The 12809-nt window shown below is 65.2% G+C and carries 12 protein-coding genes; 3 read left to right on the top strand and 9 right to left on the bottom strand.

Annotation, left to right across the window (positions count from 1 at the left end):
• Positions 1 to 7: 7 nt before the first annotated feature.
• The 8 genes from deoC to JNE37_RS07310 form a co-directional block, all read right to left on the bottom strand.
• The gene (gene deoC / locus JNE37_RS07340) at positions 8 to 1000 is read right to left on the bottom strand and encodes a deoxyribose-phosphate aldolase (RefSeq protein WP_035029571.1); all 993 of its coding nucleotides are present in this window, start codon (positions 998 to 1000) and stop codon (positions 8 to 10) included.
• Between the two features lie 90 nt (positions 1001 to 1090).
• Positions 1091 to 1495, bottom strand: coding sequence for a cytidine deaminase (locus JNE37_RS07335; protein WP_035029568.1), 405 nt, complete (start codon positions 1493 to 1495; stop codon positions 1091 to 1093).
• Positions 1496 to 1498: 3 nt separating this feature from the next.
• Positions 1499 to 2470, bottom strand: a complete 972-nt coding sequence (locus JNE37_RS07330) for an ABC transporter permease (protein ID WP_035029565.1) — start codon at positions 2468 to 2470, stop codon at positions 1499 to 1501.
• A gap of 13 nt (positions 2471 to 2483) precedes the next feature.
• The gene (locus JNE37_RS07325; protein ID WP_035092653.1) at positions 2484 to 3614 is read right to left on the bottom strand and encodes an ABC transporter permease; all 1131 of its coding nucleotides are present in this window, start codon (positions 3612 to 3614) and stop codon (positions 2484 to 2486) included.
• Positions 3611 to 5197: an ABC transporter ATP-binding protein gene (locus JNE37_RS07320; RefSeq protein ID WP_203065806.1), complete on the bottom strand. Its 1587-nt coding sequence runs from the start codon at positions 5195 to 5197 to the stop codon at positions 3611 to 3613. Before JNE37_RS07320 ends, JNE37_RS07325 begins: the two co-directional genes overlap by 4 nt.
• A gap of 11 nt (positions 5198 to 5208) precedes the next feature.
• Entirely contained in the window at positions 5209 to 6228 is a 1020-nt protein-coding gene (locus JNE37_RS07315) for a BMP family lipoprotein (protein WP_197030161.1), read from the bottom strand.
• A gap of 334 nt (positions 6229 to 6562) precedes the next feature.
• Positions 6563 to 6694 carry a hypothetical protein gene (locus tag JNE37_RS22780; RefSeq protein ID WP_281394999.1) on the bottom strand — a complete coding sequence of 44 codons (132 nt, stop codon included), beginning with the start codon at positions 6692 to 6694 and terminating at the stop codon, positions 6563 to 6565.
• Positions 6695 to 7031: 337 nt separating this feature from the next.
• Positions 7032 to 7487, bottom strand: a complete 456-nt coding sequence (locus JNE37_RS07310) for an SRPBCC family protein (RefSeq protein ID WP_035029559.1) — start codon at positions 7485 to 7487, stop codon at positions 7032 to 7034.
• 157 nt (positions 7488 to 7644) lie between these two features.
• Between JNE37_RS07310 and JNE37_RS07305 the strand changes: the two genes are divergently transcribed.
• From JNE37_RS07305 to JNE37_RS07295, 3 genes are read left to right on the top strand one after another with little or no spacing between them, the layout of a single operon-like run.
• On the top strand, positions 7645 to 8868 hold the full coding sequence (locus JNE37_RS07305; protein ID WP_052015007.1) for a hypothetical protein: 1224 nt from the start codon (positions 7645 to 7647) through the stop codon (positions 8866 to 8868).
• A gap of 35 nt (positions 8869 to 8903) precedes the next feature.
• Entirely contained in the window at positions 8904 to 9842 is a 939-nt protein-coding gene (locus tag JNE37_RS07300) for a DUF6384 family protein (RefSeq protein WP_035029555.1), read from the top strand.
• Between the two features lie 3 nt (positions 9843 to 9845).
• Positions 9846 to 11384, top strand: a complete 1539-nt coding sequence (locus JNE37_RS07295) for a coiled-coil domain-containing protein (protein WP_203065805.1) — start codon at positions 9846 to 9848, stop codon at positions 11382 to 11384.
• Positions 11385 to 11396: 12 nt separating this feature from the next.
• Here JNE37_RS07295 and JNE37_RS07290 read toward each other — a convergent pair whose 3' ends face one another.
• On the bottom strand, positions 11397 to 12791 hold the full coding sequence (locus JNE37_RS07290; RefSeq protein WP_203065804.1) for an aminotransferase-like domain-containing protein: 1395 nt from the start codon (positions 12789 to 12791) through the stop codon (positions 11397 to 11399).
• Positions 12792 to 12809 lie beyond the last annotated feature (18 nt).

Genomic DNA, 12809 nt, shown 5'->3' with positions numbered 1-12809 from the left:
AAAAAGCTCAGACCATCGGCTGGCGGTAATCCGCCGCGTAATGGCCCGTAAGATTGTGTTCGAGCTGGCGCTCGATATCGGTCAGGAGCGAGGAGGCACCGAAGCGGAAGAGGTGCGGCTGCAGCCAATGGGTGCCCAGTTCTTCCTTCATCAGCGCCATGTAGTCGAGCGCCGCCTTGGCCGTCGAAATGCCGCCGGCCGGCTTGTAGCCGATCTCGATGCCGGTCTCCTCGTGGAACCAGCGGATCATGCGGATCATGGCGAGCGAAGTGGGCAGGTTCGCATTGACCTTTTCCTTGCCGGTCGAGGTCTTGATGAAATCGGCGCCGGCCAGCATGCAGACGAGCGAGGCCTTGGCGACATTGGTCAGCGTCGCCAGTTCGCCCGTGCCCAGGATGGTCTTGATATGGGCGTCCCCACATGCCTTGCGGAAGGCGCGGACCTCGTCATAGAGGGCCTGCCAGTCTCCGCGCAGCACCATGCCGCGCTCGATGACGATGTCGATCTCCCTGGCGCCATCGGCCACGGACGCCTCGATCTCCTTGACCTTGGTCTCGAAGGGCGCGAGGCCGTGCGGGAAGGCGGTGGAGACGGCGGCCACCGGGATATTGGTGCCTTCGAGCGCCTTGACCGCGGTCTTGACGAAGGTGTGGTAGACGCAGACGGCACCCGGATGGATGTCGAGCTCGCCCACGCCCAGGCCATCCACGATATCCTGGCGCAGCGGATGGCGCGCCTTGGCGCAGAGCCGTTCCACGCGCCCGGGCGTGTCGTCGGAATTGAGCGTCGTCAGGTCGATGAAGGTGATGGCCTTGAGAAGCCAGGCCACCTGCCAGTCCTTCTTGACCGTGCGCCGCGTGCCGATGGTCGCCGCGCGCCGCTCGAGCGCCGAGCGGTTCATGCGGATGCGTTCGACCCAGTCCAGATCGAGCGGGAAGCCGGGATTGCGCTTGTGCGCCGCGGCCTCTTTGGCGGGGTGGTCGACGATTCTCAGGTTCATGATGCCTCCGGGGGCGCCAGTTCGCGCCCGGGCTTGTCGCGCCGTCTCAGGCGGCGCTTTGGAAAACACTTGGACGATACCACACCGGCTTCATTTGCCCAAAAATTCGGGGCCGAACGAATGCGGCAGCAGGCCTGCCAGCGTGGAGTGAAGCGGCTCGCCCTCGACGCCGTGGGAGATGACCACGGTATCGGGATCGGCGAATTCGCGGATGCGCTGGCGGCAGCCGCCGCAGGGCGTCACGGGCTCGCGGCCCGGGCCGGTCACATAGATGCGCCGGATGCGCCGCGCGCCGCCCGCGATCATGGCGGCAATGGCCGAGGTCTCGGCGCAATTGCCCTGCGGATAGGCGGCGTTCTCGATATTGCAGCCCGAATAGATCCTGCCGTCGTCCGCGAGGATCGCCGCGCCCACCGTGAATTTCGAATAGGGTGCATAGGCCCTGGTGCGGATGGCTTCGGCGGCGGCAAAGAGGTCGGAATCGGTCACGGCCATGGGCTAGCGCTCCTTGGTATAGGGCACGCCGCCCGCCTTGGGGCCGACGGCCTTGCCGATGAACCCGGCCAGGAGCACGACGGTGAGGATGTAGGGCAGCGCCTGAATGAGCTGCACCGGCACTTCCCAGCCGAGGCCGGGAATGGTCGAGCCCTGGAGCCGGATCTGGAGCGCGTCGAGGAAGCCGAACAGCAGCGTCGCGAACATCGCCTGCAGCGGCCGCCACTTGGCGAAGATGAGCGCGGCCAGCGCGATATAGCCCTTGCCCGCGGTCATGTTGTTGCCGAAGCCCGAGCCCTGGGCGATCGAGAAATAGGCGCCGGCAAGGCCGCAGAGCACGCCGGTGATGAGCAGCGCCTGGTAGCGCAGCCGCGTCACCGAAATACCGGCCGTATCGACCGCCTTGGGATTCTCGCCCACCGCGCGCAGGCGCAGGCCGAACCGGGTGCGATAGAGCACCCAGGCCGTGACCGGCACGGCGAGGAAGGCGACATAGACGAGGATGTTGTGGCCCGAGATGAGGCCGGCATAGATCGGCCCGATGACCGGAATGCCGGAAATCTCGCTGGCAAAGGGCAGCGTGATCGGCAGGAAGCGACCACCCTCGGGGAGCGGCGGGGTACGGCCGCCCTGGTGGAACCAGGTGAGGCCGAGCAGCGTCGTCAGGCCCGCCGCCAGGAAATTGATGGCGACGCCCGAAATGATCTGGTTGCCCTTGAGCGTGATCGAGGCGGCGCCATGGATCATCGACATGGCGATCGAGACCGCGATGCCCGCCAGCAGGCCCAGCCACATATTGGCGGTGAGGGCAGCCACCGAAGCGGCGCCGAACGCGGCGGCCAGCATCTTGCCTTCGAGGCCGATGTCGAAAATGCCCGAGCGCTCCGAATAGAGGCCGGCCAGACACGCCAGCAGCAGCGGGGTCGTCAGCCGCAGCGTGGCGGCGAGCATCGAGATGAGGAGTTCGAAATCCATGGTTTCGCTTCCCTCAGCTGTCCGACGTCGCGGTTTCGCGCGCCACCGCCTCGGCCTTGGCCTCGGGGCTGCGCATCATGAAGATCGTCTCGAGGCCGGGCCTGAGCAGTCCCTCCATGGCGCCGGTGAAGAGGATCACCAGGGCCTGGATGACCACGATCATCTCGCGGGTAATGGCGGGCATGTAGAATTGCAGCTCGAGCCCGCCCTGGTAGAGCGCGCCGAAGAGCATGGCGGCCAGGGCGATGCCGATCGGGTGGTTGCGCCCCATCAGCGCCACGGCGATGCCGACAAAGCCATAGCCCGAGGGAAAATCGAGCACGAGCCGGTTCTGGACGCCCAGCACCTCGTTGACCGCCACCAGTCCCGCCAGCGCACCCGAGATCGTCATGGTGATCATGATGAGCTTGGAATTGGAGATGCCCGCATAGCGCGAGGCGGTCGGGTTCTTGCCCAGCGTACGCATGGCGAAGCCGAGCTTGGTGTGCCAGATGAGGATATAGGTGCCGATGAGCGCGGCGATGGCGAAGATGATGGTGACGTTGACCGGGGCATAGCCGAAGAAGGGCAGGAATTCGCGCAATTGCGGGATCTTGCCGGCATTGACCACGGAAGCGGAGGACGGCTCCATCTGCCCCACGGGCTTGAGCACCCGGTTGAGGAGATAGACCATGAGCGCAGAGGCGATGAAGTTGAACATGATCGTCGTGATGACGACATGGCTGCCGCGCTTGGCCTGGAGATAACCCGGAATGAAGGCCCAGAGCCCGCCGCACGCCGCCGCGCAGATCACTGCCGCCGGCAGCACCAGCAGCCAATGGGTCTGGTCGAGGAGGAGCGCGGCGAGGATCGCCCCGAGCCCGGCCACATAGGCCTGGCCTTCCGCACCGATATTGAAGAGCCCGGCATGGGCCGCGATGGCGACGGCGAGGCCGGTAAAGACGAAATTGGTGGCGAAATGCAGCGTATAGCCGAAGCCCTCGCCATAGCCGAAGGCGCCCCCGATCATGATGCGCAGCGCATCGATCGGGTTTTGCCCGATGATCAGCACCACGATGCCCGAGATGATGAAGGCCAGGAGCAGGTTGAGGGCGGGCAGCAGGGCCACGTCGGCCCATCTGGGTAGCGGACGACGGGCGCTCATCGGGCAGCCTCTTTTTCCTTGCTGATACCGGCCATCATCAGGCCCAGTTCGCCTTCGGTGGCGGTCGCCGGATCGGCCTCGCCCACGATATGGCCATCGAACATCACGAGAATCCGGTCGGCGAGCGAGCGGATTTCGTCGAGTTCGACCGAGACGAGCAGGATCGCCTTGCCGGCATCGCGCATCTTGATGATCTGGTTGTGGATGAACTCGATCGCGCCGATATCGACGCCGCGCGTCGGCTGGCCGACGACCAGCACGTCCGGATCGTTCTCCATCTCGCGCGCCAAGACGATTTTCTGCTGGTTGCCGCCCGAGAAATTGGCGGTCTTGAGCCGCGGATTGGCCGGGCGGATATCGAACTTCTTGATGCGCTCGACCGCTTCCCTGCGCGCCACCCCGATGTCGAGGAGCGCGCCCTTGCCGTATTGCGGCTCGTCCTGGTAGCCCAGGATGTTGTTTTCCCATTCCTCGAAATCGGTGACGAGGCCCATGCGGTGCCGGTCCTCGGGCACGTGCGCCAGGCCGGCCCGGCGCAGCCGCGCCGCGCCGTCATCGCCATGGAAGGAGACGGCATTGCCGTTGACCGTGACATTGCCGAGGAGCGGGGCGCGCATGCCGGCTACCGCTTCGAGCAGTTCGGACTGCCCGTTGCCTGCCACGCCCGCAATGCCCACGATCTCGCCGGCCCGGACGCTGAACGAGATGTTCTTGACGCGCGGCACCTTGAAATCGTCGGCCACCACCAGGTCGTCGACCTCGAGCAGGGTCTTGCCCGGATTGGCCGGCCCCTTCTCGACGCGCAACAGCACGCGGCGCCCGACCATGAGCTCGGCGAGCTGTTCGGGATTGGTTTCCTTGGTGGGGAGCGTCTTGACGATCTCGCCCTGGCGCATGACCGAGACGGTATCGGTGATGGCCATGATCTCGCGCAGCTTGTGCGTGATGAGGATGATGGTCTTGCCCTGGTCGCGCAGGGTCCTGAGCACGCGGAAGAGGTGATCCGCCTCGGCCGGGGTCAGAACGCCGGTCGGCTCGTCGAGGATGAGGACGTCGGCGCCGCGATAGAGCGCCTTGAGGATTTCCACGCGCTGCTGCAGGCCCACCGACACGTCTTCCACGATCGCGTCCGGATTGACCTCGAGGCTGTATTCGCTGGCCAGGCGCTTGAGCTCGGCCCGGGCCTTGGAAAGCGTGGGGGCAAGGAGCGGAGAGTCCTCGGCGCCGAGCACCACGTTTTCGAGAATGGAGAAATTATCGACCAGCATGAAGTGCTGGTGGACCATGCCGATGCCGAGCGCCAGCGCATGGCGGCTGTCGCTGATGGCATGGGGCACGCCGTTGACGCGGATTTCGCCGCTGTCGGCGGTATAGAAGCCATAGAGGATGGACATCAGCGTCGACTTGCCGGCGCCGTTCTCCCCCACGATGCCGTGCACCGTGCCGCGCTTGATCTGGAGGTCGATATCCTTGTTGGCATGCACCGCGCCGAAGCGCTTGTTGATGCCGACCAGCTCGATCGCCCATGGGGATGCAGCGGCCGTCTCCGGCCGCTGCACGCTGTTGTTTTCAAGGTTTGCCATCGGCTCTTCGCTTACGGGCAGGTATTGTCCGAAGTGTAGTCGTGAACCTTGATCTCGCCCGAGATGATCTTGGCCTTGAGGTCTTCGACCTTGGCCTTCATGTCGTCGGTGATCAGCGCCTTGTTGTTGTCGTCCAGGGCATAGGCCACGCCGTCATTGGCCAGGCCCATCACCTGCACGCCCGAGGTCCAGGTACCGGTGGTGCCGTCGATGAACGCGGCCTTGACCGCATTGTCCACGCGCTTGACCATCGAGGTCAGGACCGAGCCCGGATGCAGGTAGTTCTGGTTGGAGTCGACGCCGATCGAGAACTTGCCGGCATCGGCCGCAGCCTGCAGCACGCCCAGGCCCGAGCCGCCGGCGGCGGCATAGACGACGTCCGCGCCGCGGTCGAAGTCGGCCTTGGTGAGCTCGCCCGCCGCAACCGGATCGTTCCAGGCGGCCGGGGTGGTGCCGGTGTAGTTTTCGATGACGGTGGCCTTCGGATTGACCGCCAGCACGCCCTGCTTGTAGCCGCAGAAGAACTTGTGGATCAGCGGGATGTCCATGCCGCCGACGAAGCCGACAGTGCCGGTCTGCGACTTGAGCGCGGCCAGGGCGCCCACGAGATAGGAACCGGTATGTTCGTCGAACACCACCGAGCGCACATTGGGAGCGTCGACGACGGCGTCGATGATGGCGAACTTGGTGTCGGGGAACTCGGCTGCGACCTTGGTGAGGGCGGCGCCCCACGAGAAGCCCGGAATGACGATCGGGTTGGCGCCCGAGGACGCGAAGCGACGCAGGGCCTGCTCACGCTGGGCGTCGTTCTGCAGTTCCAGGTCCTGGAACTTGCCGCCGGTTTCCTTGGCCCATTCGGTCGCGCCGTTGAAGCCGGCTTCGTTGAAGGATTTGTCGAACTTGCCGCCAAGGTCATAGATGATGGCGGGGTCGGCCAGAGCCGTACCGGCGAGGAGTGCGCTGAGCGCCACGCCACCAGCCAGCACCCCTGCGCGTCCGGCCAGCTTCATGGCGAGAGTTTTCACTGTCATTGTTAATCTCCCTGTAGTGCGCCGGGCGACGGCCAGAGGCCGAAGGACAATCCCAGTGCGCTAACGGGCGATACAATCGTGCAAATGTTTTCCCCGCAAGGGGGAGTGCGATTTATTTTCCCGGTTGGTCAAAAATTCCGGAGGCCAATCAGGCCGCCCCGAGACCCGCCCTGGAGGCAGGGTCCGCCGGCCCGGCAGGCGCGGCATCGGCAGGCCGGGTTGAAGACGTCGTTCCGTCCGGCCGCGAGGGCCGGCTGGCCCGCGCTCGGATGCCAGAAGTCGCTGCCCGAAAGGCTGCGCGCTGCGACGGCCCGTGAGAGATGATGGGGGCTGCTCATCGTACCCCTCCATGCGCCGCGATATGGCCGAAGACCTCACCCAGCCCGTTGCCCGCCGTAAGGACGAGATAGGCGGCGACGATCCCGGCTAGGAAGAGAATGATGGTGTCGCGGTTCTGGGCGCTCATTACAATTTTACCTTTCCTGTTGAGGAGCAGGTAACCCAAAACCGGCGGTCAGATTGTGATGCTTTTGCGGCAGGTGAAGGCAGGGTTAAGCGAAGGTAAATTCGGGGTTTCCGGCGTGCCGGGAGTGCGGGGTTTTCCCCATAGTTGCTGATGTTTTGGGCGGGTTGGGTACCGACCGTCGCTCGTGCCACACCCCCCTACTTCCCCGACCGCAGAGCCGGGGCCAACGGATCGCTCCACTCGGGGGGAGGGGGTGCAATAGGCCCCGGATCAAGTCCGGGGAAGTAAGGGGTGGGGTGAGGGCGGGTGAGATGAGGGCAGTGGGAGGAGCGAGCCCTCAAACCACCTCGATCGTCGTCCCCATCGCTTCGGCGAAGCGTTCGAAAAAGCCGTCGATGACTTTCTGGGCCGAGTTGCCGATGAGCGTCTTGCCCAGGCGCATGATCTGTCCAGAGGCGCCGCCGCGCGCCTGGAAGGCCAGTTCGCACCCTTCCCCGGCATCGGCGAGCGTGATGTCGGCAGCCCCTTCCGCCAGTCCCAGGATACCCCCGCGGCCCTTGCCCGAAAGCGTATAGCTCCTGGCGGGCAGTACGTTGGAAAGCGTCAGGTCACCGGTAAAGACGGGATGCACCACGCCCAGGCTGACCTTGATCTGCAGCTCGAGCGTATTTTCCGAAGTCCAGTCAATACGTTGGCAGCCCGGAATGGTGGCCTTGAGCACTGCCGTGTCGTTGAGCGCCGCCCAAACGTCCTGGCGCGGCGCCGCCAGCAGGTATCTTCCGCCAAAATCCAATGTTCACGCCCCTTTACGTGGTGCTTTTTCGCACCAATATGGGCAAAATAAGAAGCCTGCCGGCCGGTTGCAATTGTCACGGGACAAGCGAGCGGGAATCTATGACCGGAAGGCGTCAGCATTACCGCCCACCCAGCGTCATCAAGGAGTGCAACCCATGGCCAATGAAACGACGACCGCAGCCCAGGCGACCGCCGTCAGCCCCGTTGCCGAAAAGCCCCTGCAGTATCTGGACAAGGCCGTCGGGGCCATCCGCAACCTCGGCCTTTGGCCCGAACAGCAGCAGGAACAGCCGATCACGGCGCTGCTCAAGGAAATCACCGAACTCGACGAGACGCGGGTCATCCTCATCGGCCGCACGCTGAGCCAGGCCTCGGCCTTCAATGAAGTGGTGCGCGAACAGGTCGCCGCCATGAATATCGGCGAGCGCTACGAGGATATCACCAAGGGCTTCGATTCGATCCGCGACGACGCCAAGAATCTCGTCGACCAGCTCGAAGACAACAAGATCGACCTGCGCGAGCGCATCTCCAATGTCTGGATGAAGGTCTCGCGCGGCGATATCGCCAGCCGCTTCAACAAGATCCGCGACACCTACCTCGCCGTCTCCAAGGACACCAAGGACCAGGTCGACCGCGAGCACACGATTCTCGAGGCCTATCGCGATTTCCGTGGTGCCTTGAAGCAGTCCGAAGTCATGGCGCTCGAGCTCCTCGGCATCGCCGAAAAGAAGCTTTCCGAGAAGAAGGACATCCTCCAGAAGGCCGCCGATACCCTCGCCGCCTTTACCGACGGCACTCCGGCCGACCGCGCGCGCCTCGAACTGGACCGCGACGAGAAGCTGCGCGACATGCAGAACGAGGAGCGCCGCTACCAGATCGTCAAGGACCTCTCGGACAACCTCACGATCTCCTACAACACCTCCGAAGTGGTGATGGCGCGTCTGATGCAGACGACCAATGCCAAGGAGCGCGTCTACCAGCAGGCCATCTCGTTCTTCTCGACCAACGAGACCGTGCTCACCGCGCTTTCGGCCTCCTTTACCGGCATGTTCGGCCTCCACGAGGCCACCGCCACGCTCGATGCGATGAAGGAAGGCGTCTCCAAGAGCCTCGAAACGCTCTCCGAGGTGGGTGACAAGGTTCAGGAAGAAGCGGTGCGCGCCGGCTACGGCCCGACCATCCGCGCCGATGCCGTCAAGAAGCTCGTCGACAGCGTCGTCAACTTCCAGGAAAAGTCGCAGTCGATCATTACCGAGATGCGGGCGGCCTCGACCAAGAACTCGGCCGAGATCCGCGATGCGGTCGAGGACGGCAAGCGCCGGCTCGCCCAGCTCGCCACTGAAGGCAATGCGCTGCTGCTCGAAACCAAGACGAGCTGACTGTCTGGGTTTGCACCTGGGACCGAAACGAAGACATGAGTGACACGACAGCCACCCCGGCTGCCCCTCTCGACGAAGTCATGCTGGCGATGGACGTGGTGGATACGCTGCGCCATCGTCAGGATCTGGTCGATCGCGAACTGGACGAGGACGCGCGCGAAAAGCAGCTCATCGCCAAGTTGCGCGACATCTATCACCAGCAGGGCATCGAGGTGCCCGATTCCGTGCTCAAGGAAGGTGTGGAGGCGCTCAAGGAGAGCCGCTTCGTCTACACCCCGCCCAAGCCCGGCTTCGGCACCACGCTCGCGCGCCTCTATGTGACGCGCGACCGCTGGGGGCGCTGGGTCTTCTCGGTGCTGCTCGCGCTCGTTATCGGGCTGGGCGGCTATTACCTGGGCTACAAGCCCTTTCAGGCTTCGCAGGCCGAACAGGCCCGGCTCGAACTGGCCGAGGGCATGCCCCGGCAGATGGACGCCCTCTACCAGACCATTTTCGACGAAACCAAGGTGCAGCAGGCAGTCAACGAGGCCGAGGAATTCCGCAATCGCGGCAAGGCCGCCGCCGCCGAAGGCAACCGCACCGGCGCCCAGTCGGCCATCGACAACCTCACCAAGCTGCGCGACACGCTGCGCCAGGAATATACGCTCAAGATCGTCAACCGGCAGGGCGTGCAGTCCGGCTTCTGGACCTTCCCCGAGATCAATACCGAGGCCACCAATTACTACGTGGTGGTCGAGGCGCTCGATCCGGACGGCAAGGCGCTCAGCCTGCCCATCCTCAACGAGGAGAACGGCCAGACCGAAACGGTCGACATCTGGGGCGTGCGCGTGCCGGAATCGGTCTATAACGCGGTGGCAGCCGACAAGCAGGATGACGGCATCATCGAGCGCAACGTGGTGGGCATCAAGCAATACGGATTTTTGGACGTGGACTATGTGATCCCCGTGCTCGGCGGGGCGGTGACCCGGTGGTAATTCATGACCATTAGCGGACCGGAAGCCCTCAACTCGCTCGAAGAGGCGCTCCGCGACATCCGGCGCGAGGAAGACGAGATCTCCAAGCGCCTGGCGCGGGCCAGCGAGCGCATCACCAAGTTCCGCGAGAACGAGGCGGACCTCCTGCGCCAGCTCGCCATGGTGCGGCTCGATCCCGCCGCGCAGGCCCAGCTCGCCCAGACCATCTCGCAAGCCGAGGCCCGCGCCCGCGAAATGGTCAGGAAGCATGCGGGCGAGCTCTCCTCGACCGAGGATGCGCTCAAGGAACTCGATGCCGGCATCGCCGCCCTGACCCAGCAACGCGCCCAGGCGCTGGCCGAAGTCGACAAGCGCCAGGCCGAGCTCAAGGCGCTCTCCGCCCGCATTGCGGCCGCCATCGCCAAGGACCCCGACTACGCCGCCAAGCGCAAGGCCGCCGACGACCTCCAGGCCGTCGCTGCCGAAGCCCTGCGCAAGACGCAGCAATCGGAAGCCGACCGCGAGCAGAAGGGACGTCCTTACCGCGACGATCCGCTGTTCATGTATCTGTGGAACCGTGGCTACGGCACTCGCAACTACCAGTCGAACAATCTCTTCCGCTGGCTCGACGGCAAGGTGGCCATGCTCATCGGCTATAACGGCGCCCGGCCCAACTTCGCCATGCTCAACGAATTGCCGCTGCGCCTGCGCGAACATGCCGACCGGCAGGCGGCCAACGCCGCCAATGCCGAAAAGGCCATCGACGACCTCGAGAACAAGGCCATCGACGCCGCCGGCGGCCAGCCGGTCCGGCAGGCGATCGAAACCGCCCAGGCGAATATTGCCGAAATCGACGGCAAGATCGTCGCCACCGAGGACGACCGCGACGAGCGCGCCAAGGCCATGCGCCAGTTGGCCCAGGGCGGCGACCCTGCCTTCGAGCAGGCCATCTCGGCCTTCGCCGAAAGCCTCGGGCGCGAGGACATCAAGTCGCTGCTGGCCGAAGCGCGCCGCACCGCGGCCGCCCAGGACGATGCCCTCATTGCCCAGATCGACGATCTGCGCATGCGCGTGCGCGAAGAGGACGCCGAGACGGTCGACCAGAAAGACCGGCTCAAGACCCTGGCCGCACGGCGGCGCGAGCTCGAGGATATCAGCTACGAGTTCAAGAAGGCCCGCTACGACGACCCGCGCTCGACCTTCCGCGAGGACAAGCTCGTCGGCGACCTCCTCAACGATTTCCTGCGCGGCGGCATTGCCGCGGCAACCTATTGGGACCTCTGGCGCCGCAGCCAGAACTGGAGCTCGGGCACGTCCGACTGGGGCGGCGGCTATGGCCTGCCGCGCAATGGACGCAACCCCTGGCCGGACAATGGCGGCGGCTTCAACTGGCCCGACAACAGCTTTGGGGGCGGCAATTCCCGCGGCTCTTCGGGCGGCGGTGGTTTCGGTGGCGGCTGGGGCGGTGGTGGCTCCAGCGGCGGTGGCGGTTTCTCGCGCCCCCGCACCGGCTCGGCCGGCACCCGCAAGACCGGCGGGTTCAAGACCGGCGGCGGTTTCTGACCGCCGCGGGTTTCAGAGGATTGAGCGCAAGATCTCGAAAGTCCGCTCGTCCTGCATCTGGGCGACGTTGAAGCGCATATAGCCGGCGGCCGCCTGCGTGGCGCTGAAGGCGTTGCCTGGCGCCAGGACAAGGTTGTGCGCCAGCGCGGCGCGGGCGAGATCGGCGGAATCCCGGCCTTCGGGCAATCTGCACCAGAGGAACATGCCGGCACGCGGCTCCGTCCAGGGCACGATGCCGAGATCGCGCAGGCGGGCGCCGACATCGCGGCGAGCCCGTTCGAGGCGCGTGCGCAGGGCCTCGTTATGCTTGCGGAAGCTGCTATCGGCGAGGATTGCGTGGATCAGTTCCTCGCTGAGCCGGCCGCCGCCGAAGGCCGTGGCGATCTTGAGGTCGATAAGCCCCTCGATCCATTCCTGCCGGGCGGCAATGAAGCCGCAGCGTACGGCGGCGGAAAGCGTCTTGGAAAAGCTGCCGATCTGGATGACGCGCTCAAGCCCGTCGAACCCGGCAAGGCGCGGGGCGGGCGTGTGCTCGAAATCGGCGAAGATATCGTCCTCGATGACGACGAGGCCGTGCTGGTCGGCAAGCTTGAGCACGCGATGGGCAATGGCCGGCGAGAGGGTCGCCCCCGTCGGATTGTGGACGGCCGAATTGGTGATGTAGAGCCGTGGGCGCCGTTCGACGAGGATCGTGGCAAAGGCCTCGATATCGGGACCGTTGGGCGTATAGGGCACACCCGCCACGCGAATGCGATGGGCGCGCAGCAGCGCCTGGAAATTGAAATAGCAGGGGTCATCGACCACCACCGTATCGCCCGGCTCCAGCAGGAAGCGGCAGAGGAGGTCGATGGCCTGCGTGCCGCTTTCGGTGAGGAGGATCTGGTCGGGCGAAGCTTCGACGCCGCGTTCGCCCAGACGGCGTCCGATAAGGCGGCGAAGGGGTGTGAGACCGAGCGGCGAGCCATAGTTGGAAAGCGCGTCGACGCCGGCGCGCGAAAGCGTGCGCAGGCCTTTTCGCAGGCTCTGCTCGGGTAGCCACGTCGCCGGCAGCCAGCCGCAACCGGGCTTGGGAATGGCGTCGTCCGCTTCGAGCGACTGGCGCGAAATCCAGAGTGGATCGATGGCGCGGTCGAGGTCCGGCCCGATTGCGGCCAGCGTCATCGGCGCCACCTGGGTGGCGACGTAAAAGCCCGAGCCGGGACGCGAAACGATGGCGCCTTCCGCGGCGAGCCGACTATAGGCTTCCACAACGGTCGAGACGGAAACCTGCAGCGATCCGGCCAGCGAGCGCACCGAGGGCAGCCTGGAGCCGGGCACGAGGCTGCGCCCGGCAATGCGCTGGCGGATGGTGGCCATCACGAGGCCTATACGGCTCGTTGCTTCCATCCGTACTGCTTCATCGACCATAACAGTTCGCTCCATCTG

The organism is Paradevosia shaoguanensis (assembly GCF_016801025.1).
Taxonomy (GTDB): Bacteria; Pseudomonadota; Alphaproteobacteria; order Rhizobiales; family Devosiaceae; genus Paradevosia; species Paradevosia shaoguanensis.
Note: the sequence above shows the minus strand (reverse complement) of the source record. Positions and strands in the feature narration are given on the sequence as shown.

Coding starts and splice junctions, on each gene's coding strand:
- deoC (WP_035029571.1), bottom strand. CDS start 1,000: ATGAACCTGAGAATCGTCGACCACCCCGCCAAAGAGGCCGCGGCGCAC.
- JNE37_RS07335 (WP_035029568.1), bottom strand. CDS start 1,495: ATGGCCGTGACCGATTCCGACCTCTTTGCCGCCGCCGAAGCCATCCGC.
- JNE37_RS07330 (WP_035029565.1), bottom strand. CDS start 2,470: ATGGATTTCGAACTCCTCATCTCGATGCTCGCCGCCACGCTGCGGCTG.
- JNE37_RS07325 (WP_035092653.1), bottom strand. CDS start 3,614: ATGAGCGCCCGTCGTCCGCTACCCAGATGGGCCGACGTGGCCCTGCTG.
- JNE37_RS07320 (WP_203065806.1), bottom strand. CDS start 5,197: ATGGCAAACCTTGAAAACAACAGCGTGCAGCGGCCGGAGACGGCCGCT.
- JNE37_RS07315 (WP_197030161.1), bottom strand. CDS start 6,228: ATGACAGTGAAAACTCTCGCCATGAAGCTGGCCGGACGCGCAGGGGTG.
- JNE37_RS22780 (WP_281394999.1), bottom strand. CDS start 6,694: ATGAGCGCCCAGAACCGCGACACCATCATTCTCTTCCTAGCCGGGATC.
- JNE37_RS07305 (WP_052015007.1), top strand. CDS start 7,645: ATGGCCAATGAAACGACGACCGCAGCCCAGGCGACCGCCGTCAGCCCC.
- JNE37_RS07300 (WP_035029555.1), top strand. CDS start 8,904: ATGAGTGACACGACAGCCACCCCGGCTGCCCCTCTCGACGAAGTCATG.
- JNE37_RS07295 (WP_203065805.1), top strand. CDS start 9,846: ATGACCATTAGCGGACCGGAAGCCCTCAACTCGCTCGAAGAGGCGCTC.
- JNE37_RS07290 (WP_203065804.1), bottom strand. CDS start 12,791: ATGGTCGATGAAGCAGTACGGATGGAAGCAACGAGCCGTATAGGCCTC.